Origin of the sequence: Luteococcus japonicus, assembly GCF_003752415.1 — a bacterium.
GTDB classification, from domain to species: Bacteria; Actinomycetota; Actinomycetes; order Propionibacteriales; family Propionibacteriaceae; genus Luteococcus; species Luteococcus japonicus.
Genome location: NZ_RKHG01000001.1, coordinates 2,229,188 through 2,254,627 on the forward strand (window position 1 = coordinate 2,229,188; position 25,440 = coordinate 2,254,627).

General features: G+C 68.3%; 23 protein-coding genes and 1 tRNA gene. 7 read left to right on the top strand and 17 right to left on the bottom strand.

Going from position 1 to position 25,440, the window contains the following annotated elements:
- The first annotated feature begins 26 nt into the window (after nucleotides 1-26).
- Nucleotides 27-2,384, top strand: coding sequence for an ATP-binding cassette domain-containing protein (locus EDD41_RS10695; RefSeq protein WP_123575895.1), 2,358 nt, complete (start codon nucleotides 27-29; stop codon nucleotides 2,382-2,384).
- Nucleotides 2,385-2,805: 421 nt separating this feature from the next.
- On the opposite strand, the gene EDD41_RS10700 is transcribed toward EDD41_RS10695, so the two are convergent.
- The 3 genes from EDD41_RS10700 to EDD41_RS10705 form a co-directional block, all read right to left on the bottom strand.
- Nucleotides 2,806-4,038: a cytochrome P450 gene (locus EDD41_RS10700; RefSeq protein ID WP_123575896.1), complete on the bottom strand. Its 1,233-nt coding sequence runs from the start codon at nucleotides 4,036-4,038 to the stop codon at nucleotides 2,806-2,808.
- Nucleotides 4,039-4,074: 36 nt separating this feature from the next.
- Complete coding sequence (locus tag EDD41_RS16590) at nucleotides 4,075-4,305, bottom strand: hypothetical protein (RefSeq protein WP_148060532.1); 231 nt, start codon at nucleotides 4,303-4,305, stop codon at nucleotides 4,075-4,077.
- Nucleotides 4,306-4,444: 139 nt separating this feature from the next.
- Nucleotides 4,445-4,936 (bottom strand): DUF456 domain-containing protein, encoded by a 492-nt coding sequence (locus EDD41_RS10705; protein WP_123575897.1) that lies wholly within the window; start codon nucleotides 4,934-4,936, stop codon nucleotides 4,445-4,447.
- A gap of 162 nt (nucleotides 4,937-5,098) precedes the next feature.
- On the opposite strand from EDD41_RS10705, the gene EDD41_RS10710 reads away from it, so the two are divergent.
- Entirely contained in the window at nucleotides 5,099-5,899 is an 801-nt protein-coding gene (locus EDD41_RS10710) for a PIG-L deacetylase family protein (protein WP_123575898.1), read from the top strand.
- Between the two features lie 75 nt (nucleotides 5,900-5,974).
- Here EDD41_RS10710 and EDD41_RS10715 read toward each other — a convergent pair whose 3' ends face one another.
- The gene (locus tag EDD41_RS10715) at nucleotides 5,975-6,958 is read right to left on the bottom strand and encodes a ribose-phosphate diphosphokinase (RefSeq protein ID WP_094763483.1); all 984 of its coding nucleotides are present in this window, start codon (nucleotides 6,956-6,958) and stop codon (nucleotides 5,975-5,977) included.
- A gap of 133 nt (nucleotides 6,959-7,091) precedes the next feature.
- Between EDD41_RS10715 and EDD41_RS10720 the strand changes: the two genes are divergently transcribed.
- Nucleotides 7,092-7,493, top strand: a complete 402-nt coding sequence (locus EDD41_RS10720; RefSeq protein WP_123575899.1) for a hypothetical protein — start codon at nucleotides 7,092-7,094, stop codon at nucleotides 7,491-7,493.
- 60 nt (nucleotides 7,494-7,553) lie between these two features.
- Here the strand turns inward: EDD41_RS10720 and EDD41_RS17200 are convergent, their stop codons facing one another.
- The 4 genes from EDD41_RS17200 to EDD41_RS10740 all read right to left on the bottom strand — a co-directional run bounded on the left by EDD41_RS17200 (nucleotide 7,554) and on the right by EDD41_RS10740 (nucleotide 11,151).
- Nucleotides 7,554-9,644, bottom strand: coding sequence for a glycosyltransferase (locus tag EDD41_RS17200; protein ID WP_123575900.1), 2,091 nt, complete (start codon nucleotides 9,642-9,644; stop codon nucleotides 7,554-7,556).
- 51 nt (nucleotides 9,645-9,695) lie between these two features.
- Nucleotides 9,696-10,550: a metallophosphoesterase gene (locus tag EDD41_RS10730; protein WP_148060533.1), complete on the bottom strand. Its 855-nt coding sequence runs from the start codon at nucleotides 10,548-10,550 to the stop codon at nucleotides 9,696-9,698.
- Between the two features lie 94 nt (nucleotides 10,551-10,644).
- Nucleotides 10,645-10,718 (bottom strand) — tRNA-Gly (locus EDD41_RS10735).
- 61 nt (nucleotides 10,719-10,779) lie between these two features.
- Nucleotides 10,780-11,151, bottom strand: coding sequence for a sugar-binding domain-containing protein (locus EDD41_RS10740; RefSeq protein WP_170165330.1), 372 nt, complete (start codon nucleotides 11,149-11,151; stop codon nucleotides 10,780-10,782).
- A gap of 122 nt (nucleotides 11,152-11,273) precedes the next feature.
- Here EDD41_RS10740 and EDD41_RS16885 point away from each other — a divergent pair, with 122 nt between their 5' ends.
- Nucleotides 11,274-11,420, top strand: coding sequence for a hypothetical protein (locus EDD41_RS16885; RefSeq protein ID WP_170165331.1), 147 nt, complete (start codon nucleotides 11,274-11,276; stop codon nucleotides 11,418-11,420).
- Nucleotides 11,421-11,581: 161 nt separating this feature from the next.
- On the opposite strand, the gene EDD41_RS10745 is transcribed toward EDD41_RS16885, so the two are convergent.
- From EDD41_RS10745 to EDD41_RS10770, 6 genes are all read right to left on the bottom strand, one after another.
- Nucleotides 11,582-12,958: a S8 family serine peptidase gene (locus tag EDD41_RS10745; protein ID WP_123575903.1), complete on the bottom strand. Its 1,377-nt coding sequence runs from the start codon at nucleotides 12,956-12,958 to the stop codon at nucleotides 11,582-11,584.
- Nucleotides 12,959-13,138: 180 nt separating this feature from the next.
- Nucleotides 13,139-15,484: a nitric-oxide reductase large subunit gene (locus tag EDD41_RS10750; protein ID WP_123575904.1), complete on the bottom strand. Its 2,346-nt coding sequence runs from the start codon at nucleotides 15,482-15,484 to the stop codon at nucleotides 13,139-13,141.
- A 204-nt stretch (nucleotides 15,485-15,688) separates the two neighbouring features.
- Nucleotides 15,689-15,949, bottom strand: coding sequence for an HPr family phosphocarrier protein (locus tag EDD41_RS10755; RefSeq protein WP_094763490.1), 261 nt, complete (start codon nucleotides 15,947-15,949; stop codon nucleotides 15,689-15,691).
- Between the two features lie 43 nt (nucleotides 15,950-15,992).
- Nucleotides 15,993-18,059 carry a PTS fructose transporter subunit IIABC gene (locus tag EDD41_RS10760; protein WP_123575905.1) on the bottom strand — a complete coding sequence of 689 codons (2,067 nt, stop codon included), beginning with the start codon at nucleotides 18,057-18,059 and terminating at the stop codon, nucleotides 15,993-15,995.
- A 98-nt stretch (nucleotides 18,060-18,157) separates the two neighbouring features.
- Nucleotides 18,158-19,129 (bottom strand): 1-phosphofructokinase family hexose kinase, encoded by a 972-nt coding sequence (locus EDD41_RS10765; RefSeq protein ID WP_123575906.1) that lies wholly within the window; start codon nucleotides 19,127-19,129, stop codon nucleotides 18,158-18,160.
- Nucleotides 19,126-19,893 (bottom strand): DeoR/GlpR family DNA-binding transcription regulator, encoded by a 768-nt coding sequence (locus EDD41_RS10770; protein ID WP_123575907.1) that lies wholly within the window; start codon nucleotides 19,891-19,893, stop codon nucleotides 19,126-19,128. Before EDD41_RS10770 ends, EDD41_RS10765 begins: the two co-directional genes overlap by 4 nt.
- Nucleotides 19,894-20,155: 262 nt before the next feature.
- Here EDD41_RS10770 and ptsP point away from each other — a divergent pair, with 262 nt between their 5' ends.
- From ptsP to EDD41_RS10785, 3 genes are all read left to right on the top strand, one after another.
- On the top strand, nucleotides 20,156-21,814 hold the full coding sequence (gene ptsP, locus EDD41_RS10775) for a phosphoenolpyruvate--protein phosphotransferase (RefSeq protein WP_123575908.1): 1,659 nt from the start codon (nucleotides 20,156-20,158) through the stop codon (nucleotides 21,812-21,814).
- 268 nt (nucleotides 21,815-22,082) lie between these two features.
- A complete protein-coding gene (locus EDD41_RS16890) occupies nucleotides 22,083-22,418 on the top strand; it encodes a hypothetical protein (RefSeq protein WP_170165332.1) in 336 nt (111 codons plus the stop codon).
- Between the two features lie 107 nt (nucleotides 22,419-22,525).
- The gene (locus EDD41_RS10785) at nucleotides 22,526-22,837 is read left to right on the top strand and encodes a hypothetical protein (RefSeq protein WP_094763496.1); all 312 of its coding nucleotides are present in this window, start codon (nucleotides 22,526-22,528) and stop codon (nucleotides 22,835-22,837) included.
- Nucleotides 22,838-22,919: 82 nt separating this feature from the next.
- Here the strand turns inward: EDD41_RS10785 and EDD41_RS10790 are convergent, their stop codons facing one another.
- From EDD41_RS10790 to EDD41_RS10800, 3 genes are read right to left on the bottom strand one after another with little or no spacing between them, the layout of a single operon-like run.
- Nucleotides 22,920-23,471, bottom strand: coding sequence for a universal stress protein (locus EDD41_RS10790; RefSeq protein WP_245995619.1), 552 nt, complete (start codon nucleotides 23,469-23,471; stop codon nucleotides 22,920-22,922).
- Nucleotides 23,471-24,853 carry an MFS transporter gene (locus tag EDD41_RS10795; protein WP_123575909.1) on the bottom strand — a complete coding sequence of 461 codons (1,383 nt, stop codon included), beginning with the start codon at nucleotides 24,851-24,853 and terminating at the stop codon, nucleotides 23,471-23,473. Before EDD41_RS10795 ends, EDD41_RS10790 begins: the two co-directional genes overlap by 1 nt.
- Nucleotides 24,850-25,278 carry an SRPBCC family protein gene (locus EDD41_RS10800; protein WP_245995620.1) on the bottom strand — a complete coding sequence of 143 codons (429 nt, stop codon included), beginning with the start codon at nucleotides 25,276-25,278 and terminating at the stop codon, nucleotides 24,850-24,852. Before EDD41_RS10800 ends, EDD41_RS10795 begins: the two co-directional genes overlap by 4 nt.
- Nucleotides 25,279-25,440: the final 162 nt, after the last annotated feature.

Consider the following 25,440-nt stretch of genomic DNA (forward strand, 5'->3'; position numbering starts at 1 on the left):
AAGGGCCCATCTGGTTCACTTGACGGGTGAACAACCTCCCTGCCGACAGTCACGACCTGATCCGCGTCCAGGGCGCTCGCGAGAACAACCTCAAGGACGTCAGCCTCGAGCTTCCCAAGCGTCGGCTGACGGTCTTCACCGGTGTCTCCGGCTCCGGCAAGAGCTCGCTGGTCTTCTCCACCATTGCCGCGGAGAGCCAGCGGATGATCAACGAGACCTATTCGGCCTTCCTGCAGGGCATGATGCCCAGCCTCGGCCGTCCCGACGTCGACGTCCTGGAGGGGCTGACGACGGCGATCATCGTGGACCAGGACCCGATGGGCGCCAATCCCCGCTCCACCGTCGGCACCGCCACGGACGTGAACGCGACGCTGCGGATCCTGTTCAGCAAGCTCGGGGACCCGTGGATCGGCGGGCCGAAGGCCTTCGCTTTCAACATCCCGTCGGTCAGCGGTGGCGGCGCCATCACCACCACCAAGGGTGGCCGCGAGGTCAAGGAGCGCCGGAGCTTCAGCATCACCGGCGGCATGTGCCCCCGCTGCGAGGGAACCGGCAGGGTCAGCGACTTCGACCTCGACGAGCTCTATGACAAGGAGCTCAGCCTGGGCGCCGGCGCCATCAAGGTGCCCGGCTACTCGATGGACGGCTGGTACGGACGCATCTTCTCCGGCTCCGGATACTTCGACATGGACAAGCCCGTGAAGGAGTTCACCAAGCGCGAGCTCGACGACCTGTTGTACCGCGAGGGCACCAGGATCAAGGTGGAGGGCATCAACCTCACCTACGAGGGCCTGATCCCCAAGATCCGCAAGTCCATGCTCAGCAAGGACGTCGAGGCGATGCAGCCCCACATCCGGGCCTTCGTGGAGCGCGCCATCGTCTTCCAGACCTGCCCGGAGTGCGACGGCACCCGCCTCACCGAGGGGGCCCGGATCTCGAGGATCAACGGCCACTCCATTGCCGACGTGTGCCGGATGCAGATCAGCGACCTGATGGAGTGGATCGATGGCGTTGACGATCCGTCCGTCGCACCCCTGGTGGCGCAACTGAAGCACCAGCTGGGCTCCTTCGTCGAGATCGGACTGGGCTACCTCAGCCTGGACCGCCCCACCGGCACGCTGTCGGGCGGTGAGGCGCAGCGGATCAAGATGATCCGCCACCTGGGTTCTGCCCTCACCGATGTCACCTATGTCTTCGACGAGCCCAGCGTCGGCCTGCACCCGCACGACATCCAGCGGATGAACCGGCTGCTGCTGCAGCTGCGCGACAAGGGCAACACGGTCCTCGTCGTGGAGCACAAGCCTGAGCTGATCGCCATCGCCGATCATGTCGTGGATCTGGGGCCGCGCGCCGGCAGCCACGGCGGCGAGATCCAGTTCGAGGGCACCGTCGGCGAACTGCGCGCCTCCGGCACGCTGACCGGGCGCCACCTGGACGACCGCGCCCGGGTGAAGCAGACCGTCCGCACGGCGCAGGGCAGCATCGAGGTCCGGGGTGCCCGCGAGAACAACCTGCGCAATGTGGACGTGGACATCCCCACCGGCGTGCTCACCGTCATCACCGGCGTGGCCGGCTCGGGCAAGAGCTCACTGGTCCACGGCCATGTCTCCCCGCGGGAGGGTGTGATCGCCGTCGACCAGGGCGCCATCAAGGGCTCGCGTCGTTCCAACCCGGCCACCTACACCGGCCTGCTGGAACCGATCCGCAAGGCCTTTGCCAAGGCCAATGGCGTCAAGCCCGCGCTGTTCAGCCCCAACTCCGAGGGTGCCTGCCCCACCTGCAAGGGCGCCGGCGTGATCTTCACCGAACTGGGCTTCATGGACACGATGTCCAGCGTCTGCGAGGACTGCGAGGGGCGTCGCTTCGACGCCGCCGTGCTGGAGTACACGCTGGGCGGCAAGGACATCGCCCAGGTCCTGCAGATGAGCGTCGACGACGCCCTCGCCCACTTCAGCGACGGCGAGGCGAAGATCCCGGCCGCCGCGAAGATCCTCAAGAACCTGGCCGACGTCGGGCTGGGCTACATCACCCTGGGGCAGCCGCTGACCGCCCTGTCCGGTGGCGAGCGGCAACGGTTGAAGCTGGCGACGCACATGGCCGGCAAGGGCGACACCTACGTGCTCGACGAACCGACCACGGGCCTGCACCTGGCCGACGTGGAGCAGCTGCTGGGGCTCCTGGACCAATTGGTGGATTCTGGGAAGACGGTGGTCGTGATCGAGCACCACCAGGCCGTGATGGCGCACGCCGACTGGATCATCGACCTGGGCCCCGGCGCCGGGCACGACGGTGGCGCGGTGGTCTTCCAGGGCACCCCGGCCCAGCTCATCACCGACGCCTCGACGCTGACGGGCCAGCACCTCAAGGGATACGTCGGCCCCTGAGGCCCGTCCCCGATCCTTGAGTTTTTCCAAGGGTCTGGTCGCCAGTCAGACCCAGCGCCCTGTGGTCCCGACAGGGTTTCACGTGAAGCACGGCCCCCACCTCAGGGCCCCCGCCCGCATGTTCGAACATGCGGGTGGGGCCCCAAGGCTGGGGATGAGGCCCCGACGGTGCGGATCATGGTGATTCGGCGTCGAAACCGGCCCTCGCGCACCCCAGCCGGATCCCCCGCACCATCCGCCTGCTCCCGGACCACGACGCGTGACGCGACGAGATCGCCACGGCGCAGGGATCGCGGGGCGTGACGGCGCTGAGATGCCTGAAACGCAAGGACGGCGCAAGCCGGACGAAGCGTCATGAGGTGACCGGAGGTCGCCGGTATGCCCCGCGATCCCGGAGCCGTGCCCAGCCCCGGACGAGACCTCAGGCGTCGCGGTCCAGCACCAGGCGGATGTTGCGCACCTCATAACCCTTGATCAGCTCGTCCCACTCGATCCCGGGCTTCGTGGCAAGCTTCACCGGCAGCCGCAGCAGGCGCTGGAGCAGCACGTCGGCCTCCTGGATGGCCAGCGAATTGCCGGGGCACTTGTGGCCACCATCGCCGAAGCTGACCACCTCCTTGCCCACGCGCGGCGGCAGCTCGCGTCCCGGACACAGCTGGAGCGCGTCGTCGCCGGCGATGGCCGGATCGGCATTGGCATTGCGGATGTGGATGTCCACCAGGGCACCCTTCGGGATGGTGCGCGTCTGGCCGTCGACGCTGACCTCCAGCGGTGCCTGCATGCGTCGGTAGAGGTGGCCGACGATGGGTTCCAGACGGAGGATCTCGAGCAGCACCTCGTAGCGTCCGGCCTTGTCCGGCGCGTTGAGGTAGCGGCTGCGCAGCTCCTCGTCCTCCAACAGCCGCCAAGTGGCCATCCCGATGTACTCGCGGGTGGTGACCATCCCTGCGGCGGCATAGGTCACGCACTCGATGAGGATCTCCAGGTCCGTGTAGCCCTCGTCGATGAGGTGGCTGATCACGTCGTCGGAGCGCTTGGCCTTGCGCGCCTTGATGGCAGGGCGGACGTCCTTGAAGTGGAAGAGCAGCATCGGCCCCTGTCCCAGCGTGGCCATCCGGATGGAGCTGAAGCGGCTGCGCAGGGTGGGCTTGTCGGAGGTGCCCTCCTGGGACGGGGGGATGGCGGGATTGGCGAAGAAGCGCTCCAGGCGGCGGCCCATGGCATCGGTGTCGCTGTCGGTCAGCCCGACCACCTGGGCGGCGACCACCACGGAGTAGCGCAGAGTCAGTTGGGACAGGTCGCAGCTGCCCGAGGTCCGGAACTCGTCGACGAGCTGGTCCGCGTAGCCTTCCATCAGCTCGTGGTAGTTGGAGTCGACGGTCTTGGGGGCGAAGTAGCGGGCGATCGTGGCACGCTGCTTGCGATGGCCCTCGCCGTCGGCGTAGAGGATGGGCTTGCGCAGCCGGCCCATGTTGATGGCCTCCGCATTGAAGCCGGCCTGGGTGGTCTCGCGGCTGCGGAGCACCTCGCGGGCCACGCCCATGTCACGCACCTGCCACACACCATCCACCACGTCGACGCCGCCTTCGAGGGTCTCCCCGGGGTAGTTGGACTTGCGGGTGTTGTGGCCAATCGGGCATCCAGTCTGTGACATCGCACCATCCCCTGGTTTCAGTGGCCGAGCTGTGGCTCAATCATTGCGGAGTCGGGTGCCAGTATGGGGGGCGGGGGCGAACTCTTCAGCTCCGCTCAGGTCCTGGCGAGAGTTTGCGCGCGACGACGGTGAAGGTGCACGGGTGTGCTCGACGGTGCCGCCGCCCAGGTAGGTGCCGGGATCATCCCAGGCCTGTGCCTCCCCGGTGGGGAAGTAACGGTGGGCGACGCACAGATTCGGCCCCGTCTCCTCCAACGCGTAGAGCATCGGGTGGCCGTCCTGGATGTAGAAGACACCACCCGGACGTAGCAGTTCCGCAATCTGTTGGGCCCACCGCTCCAGATCATTGAGCCAGCAGATCGCACCCGGTTCTGCTGCCTGTGACGTGGTTTTCCTGGGCAGCTCGTCAGAGCAGGCCGCTGATCACGCTCGCGCCGAGCACGGCGGTGGCGGTCATGGCGCACGCCAGCTCGATCAACATGCCGGTGCCGATCGCCTTCAGGGCCGCGACGCTGGTGGAGACGGCCTGCGAGACATTGCGCACCCGGTAGAGCTCGCTGCAGAACAGGCCGAGCACGAAACCAATCGGCAGGCCCAGCGCCGGCAGCACGAAGGCGCCCACCAGACCGCAGACCAGACCGACGATCACCGGCCACTGCGGGATCTGTCGGCTGTCGAGGTTGCGCTTGGTCAACAGCGCGGAGGATCCCATCCCGATGGCGAGCAGCACGATGGCGACCCCGAAGGCGATCCAGCCCCACGACGAGTTCCCCCAGATGGCCCAGACCAGCGCCCCCAGCCCCACGGTCAGGGAGCCCGGCAGGGCAGGGATGACGATCCCGCACAGCCCCACCAGGGCGAGCAGGGCAACGAGGACAGCAATCAGCGCGGGGGTCATGCTTCAAGGGTAGGGGAGCCGGCCACGGGAATCGGCCACCAGATTCGGCCCGTCCGCCTCGCCCACGCGGGCCCCAGCCAGCCCCGCGCCAGCCCGTGGCGGGTTCTCGTGGCCCGTCCGGTTGATTGAGTGATCAACAGATCTGCGTGGAATCATGGGCCCATGAGCACGATCGTCTTCTTCCACGCCCACCCCGACGACGAGGCCTCCGGCACCGCGGGATCCATGGCTCGCGCCGTCCAGCAGGGAGACCGGGTGATCGTCGTCTTCGCCACGAATGGTGACCACGGCGAGGTCCCCGACGACCTGCGCGAGGGCGAGACCATCGTCGACCGACGCCGTGCGGAGGCGCAGGCCTCCGCCGAGGTGATCGGCACCCACCGCGTCGAATGGCTCGGTTACACCGACTCCGGCATGACCGGCTGGGAGATGAACGACGCCCCCGGCGCCTTCCATGGCGCGGACCTGGACGAGGCGGCGGCCCGGCTGGCGCGGATCCTCGACGAGGAGGAGGCCGACGTCCTGGTGGGCTACGACTGGCACGGCAACTACGGCCACCCCGATCACGTCAAGGTGCACCCCGTCACCTACCGGGCCGCCGCCCTCGCGAGGCGTCGTCCCCGCATCCTGGAGGTCACCATCAACCGGGACCTGACCGCGCGGATGATGCAGGCCGCCCAGGACGCGGGCATGGACATGGCCTTCGACCCCGCCGGTCCCGCCGACGACGGCAACCCGATGGGCACCCCGGAGAAGGAGATCCACTGGGCCGTCGACGTCGCGGACCAGGCCTCCACCAAGCGGCGGGCGCTGCTCTGCCACGCCAGCCAGAAGTCAGACGTGGGCATGATCACCGGTTTCCCGGAGAACGTCTTCCGCCAGATGTTCGGCATGGAGTTCTACCGCGAGCACGGCAACCCCAACGGGATGGTGACCGGCTGGCCTTTCACGCCGCTGGGCTGACTTCCGTTCCCGCCGCTGGACTGGCTTCCGTTCCCGCCGCTGGGCTGGCTTCCGTTCCCCGAGCCTGTCGAGGACTCAGAACAGGCCGTCGCGGGGCGGCGGCGGAGCGTACTGCGGGTCCACGCCGCGGAAGAGCTTGCTGACGCTCTTGCCGTCGTGGGTGCGTCTGATTGCCTCGGCGAACAGGCCGGCGACGCTGCGCACCTCCAGCTGGGTCCAGTCCGGGTGGTCCTGCGGGACGGTGTTGGTGGTGACCACCTCGGTGATCATGTGGTGGCCCTGGAGGCGGTCGACGGCCTTGCCCGCGAACAGGCCGTGGGTGGTGCAGATCGACGCCTGCTGGCAGCCGAACTCCTCCAGCTTGTCCAGCAGCTCGATGATGGATCCGCCGGTGGCGACCTCGTCGTCGATCACGATGGCCTTCTTGCCCACCACGTCGCCGACGATCGAGTCGATGACCACTTTGTCATCGGCGACGCGCTTCTTGGAGCCGACGGCCATCGGCACGCCCAGCAGGCGGGCGAAGGTGGCGGCCTCCTTGGCATTGCCGAAGTCCGGGGAGACGACCACCCAGTCGGACAGGTCCTTGCCCTGGTAGTGCTCGGCCAGGACTCCTATGGCCGTCAGCTGGTCCACCGGCATCGAGAAGAATCCCTGCACCTGCGGGGAATGGAGGCTCATGGTGAGCACGCGGGTGGCGCCGGCGGTCTTCAGCATGTCGGCCACCAGGCGGCCGCCCATGGAGATGCGGCTGGCGTCCTTCTTGTCACTGCGGGCGTAGGCGTAGTGTGGCATGACGGCGGTGATGTAGTCAGCCGAGGCGCCGCGAGCCGCGTCGATCATCAGCAGCAGCTCCATCAGGTTCTCCTGCGTCGGAGGCACCAATGGTTGGACGATGAAGACGTCGCGACGGCGGCAGTTGGCCAGCAACTGCGCCTGGATGCAGTCATTGCTGAACCGGCTGATGTCGGCTCCGCTGAGGGGAACACCGAGGTGTTCGCAGATCTCCTTCGCCAAGGACCGGTGGGCGGAGCCGGAGAAAACGACGATGTCCTTCAAGAGGATGCCTTCCTCGAGGCCGCGGGAGCGGCCGCTGGTGCGCGCGTGCTGTGTCAGGGGACAGACTATCGGCCGCGGAGTGGTGCCCGGGCGCTGGAAGTCAAGGATTCAAGAAATCACGTAGACTCGGGGCATGGCTACGACCGTGACCCCCGCCCTCTCCCGTCTCAAGACCACCGCCCTCGTGATCATCGGCTCGGTGCTCATCCAGCTCGGTCTGGGCGTCGCACTGCTGACCAGCTACTCCAACGGGCTTGCCAAGGCCCACAGCGGTTTCGGTTACATCACACTGCTGGCGAGCATCGTGGCGGCGTTCTTCGCCTTCCAGCTGAGCAAGGCCGACTCGTCGGCGAAGGGCCTGTTCTTCCACGCTCTGAGCCTGCCGGTGCTGGCCATCATCCAGACCGGCCTGGGAGAGATGATCGGCGGCAGCAACGGCCTCAAGTGGCTGCACGTCGCGCTCGGCATCGCCTTCGTCGGTGCGGCCGTCAGCCTCTACACCCTGCTGGACAAGCGCATCCGCGGTCATCGCTGAGCCACCTCATCCTGAAACGGCCCCGATCCCTGCCGGATCGGGGCCGTCCTGCGTCCGGGATCAGCCGCGGGCCAGGCCGACGGAGGTGACGATCTGCTCGAGCTGCCCGCCGGAATGCACCACCTCGGTGCCATTGGGCTGGACGGTCAGCTGGGTGGCGTGGTGCCGCAGGGCTGCGGCGACGACGGGAAGCGTCTCGGGAAGGTCGAACCACTGGACCTCGACGGGCTCGGGCGTCGGGGTTTCCGAGTCCTCGTTTCCCGAGTCCACCGCAATCCCGTTCCCCGAGCCTGTCGAGGGGCTGTGGCGTATCTCGGCAAAGCGCACCCCCGCCTGACGTGCCGCTTCGCGCGCCACCTCGTGCATCCGTACATGGTCCGGGTGCCCGTAGCCGCCATTGGCGTCATAGCTGACCATCAGGTCCGGCTGCCACCGTTCGATCAGCGCGACGAGGTCTGCCGTGCACTCCTCGGGGGCGGCGAAGGTGAAGCTGCGCTCGTCGGTGGCGTCGGCGGGGCCGGCCAGCCCGGGGAGGATCCATTCCATGCCGGAATCGCGGTAGAGCCGAGTGGGCAGCCCCGCGGCACGTGCCGGAGCGGTACCCAGGAAGGCGTGCCGTTCGACGCCCAGCTCGCGCAGTGCGCCGGCCAGCTCACCGATCCGGTGCTCCTCCAGTTCCGGCGTACCGGCCAGGTGGGACAGCGGCCCCTCGACCACCTCGCCCATCTCCCCGCGGGTCGCGGTCGCCAGGTCACAGGCGATGCCACGGGAGACCAGGTGGGTGATCAGCGCGCCGGTGGACAGCGTCTCGTCGTCGGGATGTGCGTGGCAGAACAGGACGCGTCGCACGCCGTCGAGCAGTGATGCGGTTGCGACGGGCTCTTCCGCCACCCCGCGCGTGGCGGGTCCGTTCGCGAGCAGCGCGACGTACTGCTCCTCAAGCTGCCGGGCGACGTCGTCCCAGCCGAAGGTCAGCGCCCGCTCCCGTCCTGCGCGGCCCATGGTGCACAGCCGTTCCGGATCCTCGAGCAGTTCGGTCAGTACCCGGGTCCAGGCTTCGGCGGTGCGTTCGGCCACCAGTACGCCGGTGACGCCGTCGTCGACCACTTCGCGCAGGCCGCCGGAATCGGCGCTGACCACGGGGACGCCGGAGGCCTGCGCCTCCATCGCGATCAGCCCGAAGGTCTCGGAGAAGGACGGCACCAGCACCGCTCGCGCGCCGCGCAACAGGCGGGCCAGGTCCTCCCGGGACTGCGATCCCAGCCAGCAGGTCTGGTGCGCGATGCCCAGGTTCTGGGAGAGGTCGATCAGCTCGTCGCGGTAGCTGGCGAAGTCCTGGCTGGCCTCGCCCGCGATCACCAGGGTTGGGCGGATCTCCTCGGGAAGCCCTGCCACCGCCACCAGCGCCAGGTCAGGGGCCTTGAGTGGCTGCAGCCGGGCGGCGAAGAGCAGGTAGCCGTTGGGGTTGGGCTGCACGCACACCGACCCGAACTGGCGCGGTTCATCGGGGCTGTTCTGCTCCGGATTCCACGGACGGCAGTGCCCGTCCAGCGGATGGAAGAGCTCGGTGTCGACGCCGGGATGCACCACGACGACGCGTGATGGATCCGCGCCGCAGCGCTCGACGATCGTCGACGCCTCGTACTGGCTGACGGCGACCACCAGGTCCGACTGGCTGGCGATCAACCGCTCACCGGCATTGCGGCCGGGAGACTCGGGCGGCTCTCCCTCGCTCAACGGGTCACCGGGCAGCGCGGCCACCGAGTGGAAGCTCTGCACGTGCGGTACACCCCATTGCTGCGCGACGGGCAGTGCCGCCACTCCGCTCATCCAGTGCTGCGAATGCACGACCTCGTAGGGTTCCAGCTGGGCCAAGGCTCGGGAGAAGCCCTCGATCCACTCCTCCTGGGCGCTCTTGGCCAGGGCTTCGGTGGGGCCGGCGGTCAGCTGTTGGACAGTGACCCCGGGGTGGATCTCCACCACGTCGGGCAGTTCGGTGTTGTCCCTGCGTGTGACCAGCTCTACGACGTGGCCGCGGTCGGCCAGCGCCTTGGCCTGGTGCACCTCGACGACATTCATGCCACCGGCATCCTTGGAGCCGGGGGAGTCGAGCGGCGAGGTGTGCAGCGAGATGAAACCGATGCGTGCCATGCAGGGAACCTAGCAGGCGACACCGACAAGATTCCCGTCGCCCGAGGATCCCTATGCCGGGGCGATGGTGACCAGGCTGATCTGGGACTGGTCGAACAGGCGCAGGGGGGCGGTCTGGCCCACTCCGGAGTCAATCCACAGCTTCGAGGTGCCCACGTCGAACAGCCCCTTGTCATAGTGCGGGAACCAGCCCTGCCCCGGCGCGATGATGCCGCCGATGCCGGGAATGCGCACCTGCCCGCCATGGGTGTGCCCGCAGATGGCCAGGTCCGCAGGGCTCTTGGCCAGGTCGGGATGGATCTCCGGGGAATGGGTCAGGACCAGCCGGTAGGCATCCTCGCGGGTGGCCGCCATGGCCTCGGTCAGGTCTCCGTGCTCGGTGTAGTAGTCGTCGGTGCCGATGACGTCGAGCTTCCCCCAGGCTCCGTCGAGGCGTTCGTGCCGGTTCAGCAGGACCGTTACCTTGTTGCCTTCCAGCATGTCCAGCACGGCGGGGTAGTGGTCGCCCCAGTGGTCGTGGTTGCCGGGGACGGCGTAGACCGGGATGCCGGTGGCGACGAGCTTGGCGAACCAGGCGTCGACGCGGGACATGTCCGTGGTGGTGGTGTTCACGAAGTCACCGGTGACGGCGATCAGGTCCGGCTCCTGTTCCTGCGCCATCCGGATCACGTCGTCGCGCTGCGGGGTGAAGCGCAGTGTGTGCAGGTCCGTGATCTGCAGGACCTTGAGCGGGCGGCCGGTGACCTTGGTGCTGGTGAGCTCCAGCCGCTCCAGCTTCGTGTGGGTCACCTCGTACCAGCTCATGCCGACGACGACGGCCAACAGCACCACGCCGGTCAGCAGGAGTCGCAGCAGCCATCGCCATGGACGACGGGGACGACGGGCCGGGGACTGTGCGCTGCTCACATCGGCAAGAGTATGCGGCGCCCGGCAGTGGTGGATCGCCCTGAGGTCCCCGAACGCGGTGAAGGCCCCCGACCGTGGTCGGAGGCCTTGTGCTTGGAGCGGGCGCCGGGAATTGCACCAAGCTCTCCCACCAGGAAGGTGGGTGTTCTGCTACTGAACTACACCCGCAAGGCCTTCAACTCTACCGGCTGGAGGCGGACACGGCGAATCTGACGGGCCGTGGCCGCGCTCAGCCGGACAGCAGGGTGGCCGCGGTCTGCCCGTCGGTGACCAGCACGTCGAGGTGGTGCCCGCGCAGGGCTCCCCGGATCGCCTCCACCTTCTCGGGCCCGTAGGCGACGCCGACGACGGTGCTGATGCCGGAGAGCTGGTTCAGGGGGACGGCCATGGTCCGACGGCACATCTCCGTCTCGATGTGGTCCCCCGATCTGGTGAAGTGGTGTCCGCGCACGTGGCCCACGGCGCCGCGTGAGGCGAGCTCACGGATCATCGCCGGTGTCTGCCAGCTGTCGAAGATGGAGCCCGAGGTGGTGCCGTCGAAGGCCCCGATCCCCGTCAGGGCTCCGTCCGCGTGCCCGGCCAGCGCCAGTGCGGTGGCCACCGGGACTCGTGCCGTAGCGCCACCGCAAGGCGCTGGTCGGTGACCACGAGGGTGGCCGGCATCAGGCGGTAGTCGCAGTCCAGGACCTCGGCCAGCCGACTGCCCCGCGCGCTGATGGGCACATGATCGGCGGCGACACGGTCAAGCAGAACGTCACGACCGACGCGGTCCGGCCGGCCTTCCGCTTCTTCGCGGGCTTCCTGGCGGTGGGAGCGGTCATCTACCTCGCGGCAAAGGAGACCCGGGGCAGGGCGCTCGAGGACATCTGATCCACATCGACAAGGAAGGCCTCGCCGCGATTGCGGCGAGGCCTTCCTGTCTGCGTGTGGTGGACCGCACCGTCGTCGCGCCGGTCACCCGTCCGGTGGATGGGGTAGGAGCACCCGGCCGGCCCCCCACGAACCGGACCGGGCACTCACATCTGGGGGACTCAGATCGCCTTCACTGCGGCGAAGGAGTCGAGCTGGCCGAAACCGGTGCAGCTGTTGGAGCGGACGGTACCGCGGCACTCGCGTCCGATGGTGCGCACCGGCACGGCCTTCGTCGTGCGCTTGAGGGTCTTCACCAGGGTCGCATTGCTGGCCGCCGGCCGCCGCGACTTCATCAGCGCCAGGGTCCCGGCCACCTGGGGGGCGGCCTGCGAGGTTCCGCTGCGACGCTCGAAGCGGCGGCCCACCGCATCCGACAGGATCTGCTCGCCGGGTGCGGCGATGTCGGTCATGCTGCGGCCGTGGCTGGCGAACTCACTCAACCCGCCCTTCGCATTCACCGACGTGACGTGCACGACATTCCTGCTGACCGAGATGGGGTCCTGGCAGCTCTCGCCGCGCTGCCAGCTGATGTCGGCGCCGGAATTGCCCGTCGACGAGACATTGACGACGCGACGGCCCGCCGCGTAGTCGATGGCGCGGCGCACGGAGGTCATGGCCGGGGAGGCAATCTGCAGGTCTCCGCACCACAGGTCGAACATGTTCAGCGACGCATTGGTGACGGCCAGCTGCCGGGCGCCCGCCCACATGTAGGCACACACGATGTATTCGGGGTAGCTCTCGCCGATGGAGTTGACCACCTTGAGTGACGCGACGCGCACGCCGGGGGCAACGCCCGTGACTCCGTAGCCATTGCGTGCCGCGGCGATGGTGCCGGCGACGTGGGTTCCGTGGGAGTCCTTGCCGCGCCAGGCGCCTGCGGCGGTGTTCGGGCGTCCGAAGTTCGTGCAGTCGACGGAATCCGCCCGGCTGAAGTTCCTGGCCAGGTCCGGGTGGCGGTCGTCGACGCCGGTGTCGATCACGCCGACGACCACGTGGCTGGATCCCGGAGTCACGGCATGCGCCTTGGTCGCGCGGTCCACCGTCAGGTGGGACTGCTGGCGGGCCATCGGGTCGGTCTTGCCGACGCGCGTCGCGGTGGCGGTGACGCGGCGGCCGGGTGCGGAGACGGTGACCGGCTTGCCGACGGTGACCCGCTCGGTGGCGGAGATCCCGCGGGCGTCGCCGGCGGACAGCACGGCCCTGCTGCGCTGGGCCTTGAGACGGTTCAGGTAACCGGGGCGGGTGGAGCGCACGACGATGACGCCGATCTGCGGCCAGCTCTGCACCACCTGGCCACCGGCCTTCACAGCGGCGGCCTGTGCGGCCTTCGTCTGGCCCGGGGTGCGAGCGTTGACCAGGTAGGAGCGGGGCGCCGATGCGGCCTCGGCCTGTCCGGTGGAACCGGGCAGGCCGAGCGCACAAGCGCTCGCCATGATCGTGGCGAGTGCGGTGGCCAGGGCCCGGAACGAACCGGCGTGGCGGAAGCTGACAGACATCGTGATGACCCCTTCGAAGACACCACCATCAAACCCCGGCCGGAGGGCTCTTCTCGACCAGATCCGTTGACAATTGGAGAAGGGTTCACTGAGACATCTTCAGGGTGCTGGCCGGGGGCACGGAAGGAGGGGGCGGCCACCCGAGCCACCCCCTCCACAACCAGCCGCGAAGCACTCGCGTCAGGCCCCGATGCCCTCCTCGTCCTGCTGTGCCTCCACGCTGCCGGCCCGGTGGAGGGGCGCGTGGTCACGGTAGGAGTGACCGGTCAGCAGCCCCACCATGAACAGGCCGATGGACAACGCGCCCAGGGCGAACAGGATGTCGCCCGGGGTACGCATCCAGCGCAGCACGGTCAGCGTCGGGGTGTAGAGGAAGTCCGAGCTGCGGGCCCACCAGGTGCCCACCGAGATGCTGGCCCAGGCCTGCGCGAGGCCCAGCGGCAGCAGGCTGAGCAGGCTCATGGCCAGCAGGCCACCGTTCATTCCCCAGAAGCCCCACTTGATCCAGCGCTCATTCCATTCCCGGCCCGGCATCAGGCTGCGCACGCAGAAGAGCATCAGGCCGATGCCCAACATGCCGTAGACGCCGAACAGCGCGGTGTGGGCGTGCAGCGGCGTCAGGTTGAGGCCCTGCACGTAGAAGAGCGAGATCGGCGGGTTGATCAGGAAGCCGAAGACTCCGGCGCCCAGCATGTTCCAGAAGGAGACCGAGACGAAGAAGTAGATCGCCCACTTGTAGCCCGCCACCCACTCGCTGACCTTGAGGATCCGCAGGTTGCGGATGGCCTCGAAACCGATCAGTGCCAGCGGCACCACCTCCAGTGCGCTGAAGGCAGCGCTCAGCGCCATCACGACGGAGTCAGAACCGGAGAAGTAGAGGTGGTGGCCGGTGCCGATGATGCCGCCGAACAGGAAGATCGTCGTCGACGAGATGGTGGCCGTCGCCGCGACGGCGGGGCGCACCAGGCGCAGCCGGCTGAACAGGAAGGCGATCACGACGGTGGCGAAGACCTCGAAGAAGCCCTCCACCCACAGGTGCACCACCCACCAGCGCCAGTACTCGGTGACCGACAGGTGGGTGTCGTGGCCCATGCCGAAGGCCGCCCCGAAGAAGGAGGCGATGGCCAGACAGCTCATCAGGAGCATCGCGACCAGCGTGCGCTGCGAACCCGACTGCAGCGGGGCCTGGTCCGTGGGTTCGACGTGTCCGGCGGCCTTGGCGCGGCCCAGGGCGGGCCACATGCCGCGGGCCATCAGGAAGAACCACAGGAAGAGCCCGATGAACAGGCCGATCTGCCAGGCCCGGGCCAGGTCCAGGTATTCCATGCCGGTGGTGCCCAGCCACCAGCTCAGCTCGGTGCCGTAGCCCAGGGAACCGCGGATGGACAGCCACTCGCCGGCCATGGATCCCAGCACCACCAGGATCAGCGCCCAGAAGAGCACATTGACGCCGAGCTTCTGCAGCCTGGGCTCGCGGCCGCCCACGGCGGGGGCGACGTAGAGGCCGGTGGCCAGCCAGGCTGTGGCGATCCACAGGATGCCCAGCTGGGTGTGCCAGGTGCGCACGACGGGGTAGGGCAGGATCCGGTCGATCGGAATGCCGTACAGGGCGCCACCCTCGACGCCATAGTGCGCGGACAGGATTCCCATGGCGATCTGCAGCACGAACAGGCCGCCGACCACGAAGAAGTACTTCAGGGTGGCCTTCTGCGACGGGGTGGCCTGGTAGCCCAGCAGCGGGTCATTGGCCGGTGCCTCGTCGGTGACCTCGTCCTCGTCGCTCATGTTGTGGTACCAGACCATGCCGGCGATCCCGCCCAGCAGCAGGATGAAGCTGACGATGCTCCACAGCACATTGGTGGTGGTGGGAACATTGTCCACCAGGGGCTCGTGCGGCCAGTTCGCGGTGTAGGACTCGCTGCCGTCGGGCCGGTCCGTGGAGGCCGCCCAGGCCGACCACCAGAAGAAGGCATTCATCTTCTGCATGGCCTCGTGATCCTTCACGGCGCCCTTGGCAATGGCGTACTGCTCGTGACCGTGGGTGAAGATGTCCGCATAGTGGGCGGAGTTGGCCTTGTAGGCCTCCGCGCGGCCCGGTGCCAGCGTGACGGTCCCGGTTCGTGCGTCGTAGGTGTTGGTGCGCATGGCCTTCTTGAGCCGCGCCTGCAGGGCTGCCTGCTTCTCAGTGTCGAGGCTGGCGTGGTCCTTGGCGCCGTCGGCCCTGGCATAGCCGTCCAGCAGGAAGGTGGACTCGCGATGCAGCCAGTCGGCCGTCCAGTCGGGGGCGACATAGGCGCCGTGGCCCCAGATGGAGCCCACCTGCTGACCGCCGATCGACTGCCAGACGCGCTGGCCGTCCATGATCTCGCCCTCGCTGATCAGCTGGGTGCCGTCGGCTGCCACCACACTGGTGGGCACCGGCGGCTTGCTGTGGTCGATGCGCATGCCCATGTAGAGCAGGACCACGAAGGATCCCAGGACGACGGTGGCCAGCGCGATCCACCACTTCTTGTCCCTGGAGGGCATGCCGGAGCGTCCTCTGTTTGCCTTGCTTTCGTTTGCTGACACGGATTCCCCTTTATGTACGGAATATTCCGTGCTAATACTTGCACATGTGGGTCGCGTCGGTGCGCCGGGGGTCCCGGATGCCTCACCCGAACCCGTCAGGGGACGTGAAAGGGGCCGGCCACCATGAGGTGTCCGGCCCCTTGCAAGGTCAGCTGAGTGAACTCACTCGGCGTCGAGGTCCTTCTCGATGAGGGCGGCGATGGCCTCGACGGCGGCCTCGTCGTCGCTCTCGATGGTGACCTGGGCGCCCTTCTCGGCACCGAGGGTCATGATCAGCAGCGGGGAGCTGGCGTCAACGCCCTCCTCGCCGTCAACCGAGAGGGTGATGTCCTCGTCGTACTCGCCAGCGGCCTCGGCGATGATCGCGGCGGGGCGGGCGTGCAGGCCGACGCTCGAACCGACGGTAACGGTCTTGCTTGCCATGGTGCTTCCTTTCGAAGGTGAACTGGGTCAATTGTGACTGATGTCAGGCTGCGACGGGAGCCGGGGTCTGGATCTGGTCCTTGCGGGTGCCTTTGAGGAGGATGACCAGAAGGGCGGAAATGATCGACCCGACCAGGATCGACAGGGCGAAGGCCCAGAACTTGTCGATGGCGAAGAAGACGAAGATTCCGCCGTGCGGGGCCTTCGAAGCAGCGCCCAGGGCCATCGTCATGGCGCCGGTGACGGCACCCCCGGCCATGGTGGCGGGGATGATGCGCAGCGGGTCGGCCGCCGCGAAGGGGATCGCGCCCTCACTGATGAAGGAAGCGCCCAGCAACCAGCAGGCCGTGCCGTTCTCCTTCTCGGCCTTGGTGAACAGCTTCGGGCGCACCGCGGTGGCAATGGCCAGGGCCAGGGGCGGCACCATGCCTGCGGCCATCACGGCGGCCATGATCTTCATGGACGCGGGGTTGGTGACGCTCAGGCCGGCCGTGGCGAAGAGGTAGGCCGCCTTGTTCACCGGACCACCGAGGTCGAAGCACATCATGAGGCCGAGGATGATGCCCAGCCCGATGATCGACGCCCCGGTCATGCCGTTGAGGCCATTGGTCATCATCCGCATCAGCACGCTGATCGGCTTGGCCAGGAAGAGCAGCAGCGAACCACCGGCGATGAAGGAGGCGAGCAGCGGGATGATCACGACGGGCATCAGGCCGCGCAGCCAGCGGGGCACCTTCCAGCCACCGATCCAGGCGGCGACGGCACCGGCGATCAGGCCACCGACCAGGGCGCCGAGGAAGCCGGCACCGGTGGCACCCGCGATCGCACCAGCGACGAAGCCGGGGACGATGCCGGGGCGATCGGCCATGGCGAAGGCGATGTAGCCGGCCAGGGCGGGCAGCAGGAAGCCGAAGGCCGCCTTGCCCAAGGCCATGAGGACGGCGCCGAGGTAGGTGGCCAGGGCACTGCCACCCAGGGCGTGGGGCCCCGCCTCGGGCAGGTTGGTCAGCGAATTGCTCAGGGCCAGCGCGGGGTCGACGTCGTAGCCGCCCAACAGGAAGCCGAGCGCGATCAGCAGACCGCCGGCCGCGACGAAGGGCACCATGTAGGAGACGCCGGTCATCAGGGCCTGCTGGATCCGCTTGCCGAAGGACAATTGGCTCCTCGAGGCGCCGGCCTCGGAGGCGGCTGCCGAGGCGTCGCCCTTCACGCGGGGGGCCGACGGGTTCTTGGCGGCCGCGAGGGCCTCCTCGATCATCTTCTTCGGCTCGTTGATGGCGCGCTTGACGCCGGACTCGATCACCGGCAGTCCGGCGAAGCGCTCCCGGCCCTTGACGCCGACGTCGGTGGCGAAGATGACGGCGCTCGCGGCCTTGATCTGGTCCGCGGTGACCGGGTCGGTGGCGGTGGAGCCCTGCGGCTCGGTGATGATGTCGACGCCCATCTCCTCACCGGCGCCGGTGAGGTAGTCGGCGGCCATGTAGGTGTGCGCGATGCCGGTGGGGCAGGCGGTGATGGCGATGATGGACGGCTTGTCGCCATTCGTCGCGGCATCGTTGCCGGGGTGCATCTGCACCACATTGCCGTTGGCCGCATGGGCTCCGATGCTGGCGGCAGCGGCTGCCTCCTGGCCACTGGCGGCGGCCTCGGGGCCTTCGGGCTCCACGACGCCACGCACCAGCTTGACGACCTCGTCGGCGGTGCGGGCCTCCCGCAGGGCCATCAGGAAGTCCTTCTTCACCAGCGCGCGGGCCAGCTTGGTGAGCAGCTTCATGTGGTCCGCGCCGCCGCTCTCGCTGGCGGCGATCAGGAAGACCAGGTCCGCGGCGCCGTCCTTGGCACCGAAGTCGACCGGGTTGTTCAGGCGGGCAAAGCCCAGCGATGCGGTGTTGACCGCGGCGCTGCGGCAGTGCGGGATGGCGAAGCCGCCGGGCATCCCGGTGGGGGACTTGCCTTCCCGCTCCAGGGCGTCGGCGGCCAGGCCCTCGGCATCCGCACGCCCGGTGGCGGCGACGACCCCGGCCAGACCGCGGATCACCTCCTCCTTTGTGGCGCCCAGGCAGGTGTCGAGTGCGACAAGTCCTGGTTCGATCAGTGATGGTGCTGACATGGGGTCAACCTTCCGGGTGGGTGTTGTGGGTGGTGCTCGTGTTCGGTGTGTTCGTGTTCTGTGCGCTCGGGTTCGGTGCGCTCTGGTCCATGGGGTGCTCAGGCAAGCTGGGTGACGACGACCTCGTCGGGGTGGGCCTGCTCGGGGGTGGGGAGCTGTGAGCCGGGCAGCGACGCGGCTGCGGACCCGTAGGCGACGGCGCGACGCAGCCGCTCGTCGGGGCCCAGGCCCTCGCGGTCGGCCAGCAGGTAGCCGGCCAGCGACGAGTCCCCGGCGCCCACGGTGGAGGCGACGGTGATGGCCGGTGGGATGGCGTGCCAGGCACCCTCGTCGGTGACCAGCAGTGCGCCGGAGGCGCCCAGGGTGACCAGCACGGCCTTGACGCCACGGGCCAGGAGGCTGCGGGCCGCGTCGAGGACGGGTGACCAGTTGCCGGCGGCGGCCTGTGCCTCCAGCTCGTCGCCGTCGGCCCCGCACAGCTGGCCGAGTTCCTCGGAATTGGGCTTGATGAGGTCGGGGGCGCCGCTGGGCCAGGCGGCGGCCAGGGCCTGCAGCGGGGCGTCGGAGGTATCGACGGCCACCCGCACTCCCTGCTGGTGCAGCAGGTTGACCAGGTGGACGTAGGAGTTGGCGGGGGCTCCCGGCGGCAGCGATCCGCTCAGCGCGGCCCACTGCGCCATTCCGCCGTCGCTGCGGGCCGTGCCCAGGACGGTGTTGCGCAGGGTGACCAGCAGTTCGTCGTCCAGCCGCGGCCCCGGCTCGTTGAACTTGCTGGTGGTGCCGTCGGACTCCACCAGGGTCAGGTTGGAGCGCACCGGCTGGCCGATCGGGACATTGCGGTAGGGCACGCCCAGCTTGTCCAGGCCCTCCAGGATCGGGTCGTAGTCATCGGCGGGCAGGACCGTGATGACCTCGGCGCCGGCGAGGCTGATGGCGCGGGCGACGTTGACGCCCTTGCCGCCGGGTTCGGCCGAGGCCTGCCCGAGCCGGTTGACGCCGCCCCGGGTGACCTGGCCGTCCACCGTGGCGGTGCGGTCCAGGCTGGGGTTGGCGGTGAAGGTGATGATCATGCGACGACGACCTCGATTCCTCGTTCTGTGCAGTTGGTTCGCTGCTCTTCGGTGACGGCATCGGTGATGAGTACGTCGATGTCGTCGAGTGTGGCAAAACTTGAGGCGGTCTCGCTGCCGAACTTGCGAGAATCCGCGAGGATCACCACCTGGCGGCCGGCGCGCACCATGACTTCCTTCACGGTGGCCTCCTCCGCGTCGGGGGTGGACAGGCCATGCAGTCCGGTGATGCCGTTGGTCCCCATGAAGGCGACGTCGACCCGCAGCCGGGCGAAGCGTTGGGCGGTCTGCCCGCCGACGCAGGCCTGGGTGATGCCCCGCACATGCCCACCGACGAGTTGCACGTCGGCGCTGGTGCGTGAGCTGAGGGTGGCCGCGATGGGCAGGGAGTTGGTGAAGATGGTCAGCCGGGTGTCGACGGGGATCAGTTGCGCGAGCCGGCTGGTGGTGGTGCCGGCGTCGAGCAGGATCGAGCCGTAGGGCTGGCTGGGCAGCAGCGCGAGCGCGGCGTGGGCGATCCGCTCCTTCTGCTCGGCTGCGCTGTTCTCCCGGTCGACGACCGCAAGGTCACCCAGGGGCAGGAATTCCGAGGGCATGGCCCCGCCGTGAACCCGCCGCAGAATGCCCTGGCGGTCCAGCACCTCGAGGTCCCGACGGATGGTCTCCGGGGTGACGTTGAAGTGTGCTGCCGCGGTGCTGACCTGGACGCGTCCGTCACTGCGGGCGAGCTGCACGATCAAGCGGCGTCGCTCTTCGGCGTACATGCGTCCTCCTTGGCGCGTGATTTCCCCTTGCGAGGAATTGTCCGGGGAGAAACAGACACTGTTTGATGCCCGAATTTCTGTGAACTGTACGCTTTCGTGTTTGTTTTGGGAAGGGTTGGGCCCAGGATGCGAGATCTGGGCCCCTGTCCCGCGATGGAACCGTGGTCTAGGGTTGACCCGAACCTGCGCTGGAGCAGGGTGTCGCGCATGCGTGACCCTCGGGGGAGACGCAGCCGACGGCAACGGATCGGAAGGGTTACCCATGAGCAGTGCAGCCGAACTTCGAGGCACCGGCGTCGTCCCGGGCGTGGCCTACGCCCCCGCCATCTGGACCGCGCCCCGTCCCCAGCTCCCCGAGCACAGCCCGAACATCGCCGAGGAGGGCCGCGAGGCCGAGGTCGGCAAGTTCCAGGCCGCCGCCGCGGCGGTCAGCAGCCGGCTGGCCCAGCGCGCCTCGCACGCCACCGGCGTCGCCGCCAATGTGCTGGAGGCCAATGCATCCATGGCCAGCGACAAGGGCTGGCACAAGGCCATCATCAAGAAGATCAAGACCGGCATGCCCAGCCACCTCGCCGTGGCCCGCGCCACCGACGAGTTCGTCACCATGTTCGAGAAGATCGGCGGCCTGATGGCCGAGCGCACCACGGACCTCAAGGACATCCGTGACCGCGTGATCGCCGAGTTGCTCGGCAAGCCCGAGCCCGGCGTTCCCACCCCCGAGTTCCCCTCCATCCTGCTGGCCGATGACCTGGCGCCCGCCGACACCGCCGGCCTGGACCCGACGCTGGTGATCGGCCTGGTCACCGAGCTCGGTGGCCCCACCAGCCACACGGCCATCATCAGCCGCCAGCTGGGCATCCCCTGCATCGTGGCCGTGAACGGTCTGCAGCACGTGGCGGCCGGCACCGATCTGCTGATCGACGGCGCCGCAGGCACCCTGAAGACCGGTGTCGACGCCGCCGAGGCCGAGGCCCTCGTCAAGGCGGACTTCGAGCGTCGCGAGGCCATCCGCAGCTGGCGTGGTCCGGCCCAGCTGGCCGACGGCACCCCCGTCGACGTGCTGGCCAATGTGCAGGACGGTGCCGGCGCCGGCCGTGCCGCTGCCAGTGAGGCCGCCGGTATCGGCCTGTTCCGCACCGAGCTGTGCTTCCTCAGCGCGGAGAACGAGCCGAGCATCGAGGAACAGGCCAAGATCTACCGCGAGGTGATCGGCGCCTTCCCCGGCAAGAAGGTCGTCGTGCGCACCCTGGACGCGGGCTCCGACAAGCCGCTGAAGTTCGCCAACTTCGATGAGGAGGAGAACCCGGCCATGGGCGTGCGCGGCGTGCGCATCGCCGAGAACCAGCCCGCCCTGCTCACCAACCAGCTGGATGCCGTCAAAGCCGCCAGCGACGGCGACCCCACCTGGGTGATGGCGCCGATGATCGCCACCATCGAGGAGGCCAAGTCCTTCGCCGAGCTGTGCCGCGCGCGTGGCCTGAAGCCCGGTGTCATGGTGGAGGTTCCCGCCGTGGCCGTGCAGGCCGAGAAGTTCCTGGAGCACGTCGAGTTCATGAGCATCGGCACGAATGACCTCACCCAGTACACGATGGCCGCCGACCGGATGAGCCCCAAGCTGGCCAGGCTGACTGATCCGTGGCAGCCGGCCGTGCTGGCGCTGATCGGCATGACGGCGGCCGCCGGCCAGAAGATCGGCAAGCCCGTGGGCGTCTGTGGTGAGGCCGCCGCCGATCCCTTCCTCGCCTGCGTTCTGGTGGGTCTGGGCGTCACCTCGCTGAGCATGGCCGTCGCCGCCATCCCGGCCGTCGGTGCCCAGCTGGCCAAGGTTACCCCGGAGCAGTGCAAGGCGGCCGCCGAGGCCGTCCTCGGTGCCTCCGACACCGCCCAGGCCCGGGAGCTGGCCCGCGCCGCGCTCTCCTGACAGGGAGCCTGTGCCCTGACATCGGTTGGGGTTGAGAACCAGCCTGGCCATCCACATCTGTGGGTGGCCAGGCTGGTGCTACCTCCGGAGCCCCAGACGGAAGGCGATGAGGTGGACGTCGTGGCGCGGAGACCAGTCCAGCTCCGGAGCCCGGACGAAGCCCAACGAGCGGTAGAGCCGGTGGGCCGACGTCATCCATGACGACCCACACCTCTGCCTCACGGCTGCGGCCTTCGACATCCCTCAGGACGTCGACATAGGGGTCGTCATGGCGCAGGTCGCCGGCGTCCAGGTAGGCGCGCACCGCGATCCGCGCCACGGTGGGAAAGTCACGTGCCTCGGCGGGGCACACCGACAGCTGGACGCCGGGCAGGTGCTCTACGGGGCGAACCAGCACGATCCGGCCGGATTCCAGGTCCAGTGGCTGGGGGCCGCGGCCGGACCGCTTGGCCTGGACCACATTGACCTGCTGGAACTCGCGCTCCTCGCGAAGATGGCGTGCGCCATTGCTGAAGGCCTCGAAGAACTCGGTCATGAGGACTCCCCGGATGGTGCTGGCCCTCACGCTAGCGCCTGGCCGGGCACGCCGGTCCCGGGGCGGTGAGGAGGGGCCGTGGGGCAGGCAGGATCCCCTGTCTGGAGCGGGTACAGTTCTCCGACGGCGCGGGGGCGCCTTGTTCCCGACGCCTGCTCAGGGGAAACAGAGGAAAAATGCGCTTCACCACACCGCCCGGCGGCGTCCTGCTCGAAGGCGACCGCGTCATCAAGGGCGATGTCCGTATTGCCCGCGACGTCCACGGCGTCGTCACCATCCGCAAGGTGGAGGAGGAGCAGTCCTTCGTCGTGGCCGACGGACCTGCCGGCCCGGAACTCACCCTGGACGTGATCATGGCCCGGCTGGCCCGCCATCCCGGGCATGATGACTCGGGCCGCCCGATGCCCACCTCCCTGGCCGCCTCGTCGGTGGACGGCGACGGCTACATCGACGACGAGCCGATCCGGCTGGGCGACGAGCTCTTCTAGGCCCGCCACTTCAGAGACGAAATGAGGGGGTCTGCTGCCGCTGTGGCAGCAGACCCCCTCACTTTCTCTCTGTTTTCGCCGCTCAGTCCAGCGGCACCTGCTGCGGCGTGGGCTGGGCGTCGGTGTTGTCCTCCGGGACCTCCAGTTCGGTGACCGGCATCGAGGGCCGCACGATCAGCACCTCGCAGGTGGCGCGCTTGACCACGTCGGTGGCCACCGTGCCCAGCAGCCGGTCCGCGATGGACACGTCCTGGATGGCGCCGACGACGATCAGGTCCGCGCGGTGCTGCCCGGCAATCTGCAGCAGCGCCGAGCCGGGCTCGCCGTCCACCAGCAGGGCGGCCTTCACGGTCGCGCCGTGGGCCCGGGCGATCTGCACGCCCGCCTGCACGGCCTCGGTGGCGGCCTGCCGGCCGTGCACCTGCCCGAGCGTGGACGGGTCATTGCCCAAGGCGTTGACATTCTTCGCCTCGGCGCGGCGGGAAATGCTGGACCAGGCGCACACGATCACCAGCTCCGCGTCCTCGCGCGCGGCCAGCCATGCGGCACGGGCCACCGTCGGGCCGGACAGGTCCGAGCCGTCGGTGCCCACCACGATGGTGCGGTAGTCGTTCATCAACACGGTCTTGCTCATCAGTGGGCTCCCCTCGGAACGGCGGCGGTGACGTCATCCACATCCTTGACGATCGGCGGCTCCTTGATGAAGAGCATCACCAGACCGGCGATGGCCAGGAAGACCGCTGCGAAGGTCAGCGCGTTGACCGGATTGTCACCCAGCAGGTGCTTGTAGACCCAGCCGAAGGTCAGGGTCTGGATCAGCATCGGGATCACGATCATCATGTTGACGATGCCCATGTAGACGCCATAACGCGTCGACGGCACCATCCGCACGATCATGATGTAGGGCACACCCATGATCGAGGCCCATGCGACACCGAGGCCGACGATCGCAACCATCTCCAGAGTTCGGGAGTGCATGAGCGGGAAGACCAGCAGGCTGGCGGTGGCGCACCACAGGCAGATGGCATGCACCCACTTGGCGCCCAGCTTCTTCGCCATCGCCACCAGAGCGAAGGCGACGCAGAAGGTGACGATGTTGTACGTCGCATTGACCTTGCCCGTCTGGGCCACCGCCTCCTGGTACAGGGCGGACTTGGTGTCCGTGGTGCCGTAGAGCACCTTGGCGATGGCCAGCGAGATGAACTGCCAGTAGCAGTTCATGGCGTACCACTGGAAGAAGTAGACGACCGCCAGCACCTTCATCGGGGTCGGCATGTCCACCACGGCGTCGCCGATCTCCCGCAGGAAGGCACCGGCGCCGCCGCGCTCGGCCTTCTTGGCCTTGAGTTCGGCCAGTTCGGCGTCGGAGGGGACGTTCTCCGGCGTGGAGATCACGCTGACAAGGACGGTCACCAGGGAGCAGACCGAGCCCAGCATGAAGGCGCCGAAGGCCCACTTGGGGATGCCAGCGCCGGTGCCCAGGCCGAAGATGGCCTGGAAGAGGCTGATGGACAGGTTGGCCAGGGTGATGCCGAGGCCGGTGAAGAAGCTCTGCGCCAGGAAGCCCTTGCCCAGCTGCGAGGGGGGCAGCTTGTCCGCGATGAAGGCGCGGTAGGGCTCCATGGCGGTGTTGTTGCTGGCGTCGAGCAGCCAGAGCAGCAGTGCGGCCATCCAGACGGCCCAGACGAAGGGGAAGAGGAAGAGGCACACGGCGCAACCGATGGCACCGACCAGGAAGAAGGGGCGACGGCGACCGCGGAAGAAGCCCTTCTCCACCCAGGTGCGGTCGCTCAGCGCGCCGATCATCGGCTGGATGAACAGGCCGGTGATCGGGCCCGCCAGGTTCAGCAGCGGCAGTTCGTCGGGGCTGGCACCGAGCATCGAGTAGATCGGGTTGATGGCCGTCTGCTGCATGCCGAAGGAGTACTGGATGCCGAAGAAACCCAGGTTCATGAGCAGGATCTGTTTCATGTTCATCAACGGCTTGCGGCGGACCGTGGTCACATTCGAGCTCATCGGGCGGCTCCCTCGATGGGCGTGGCATTGGCCTGCAGCCACTGGGACAGGCGCTCGAGCTCCAACTCCCAGCCCTCGGAGTGCAGCTCGGACTGTGACGGGTCATAGGGGCCCTGGATGATGCGGACCAGCGTTCCGTGCCTGCCCATCTTGGTGAACTCGACGCGCAGCTCCAGCGGCTGGTCGGGGTTGATGCCGTCGTCGCCGGTGATCCTCTGCTTGGCGACGAAGACGTCGGGGCGGAAGTACTCGGTGAACACTGCGTCGGTGCCGACGACCTGGCCGTCGGACTCGCGCACCTTGTCGTGGTGGTGGCGGCCGCCCGGCTTGAGCTCGCTGGTCACGGTGGCCGGGTCCACGTGCCACCCCGGCGACCCGCGCCACTGGCTCATCTGGTCGGGGATGGTCCACGCGTCGAAGACCACCTCCCGCGCATAGGGAACTCTCGTTCCACCACCAGGATCATGTTTGCAGTCATGCTCTTCTCTTTCCCCCGTGCTGTCGTTGCTGGCAAGGTCTCGGGTCACTCTGGACCGCAACACCCCTGCTTGCAGCCATACCGGAGAACTTCTCATCGAGCCCCACGC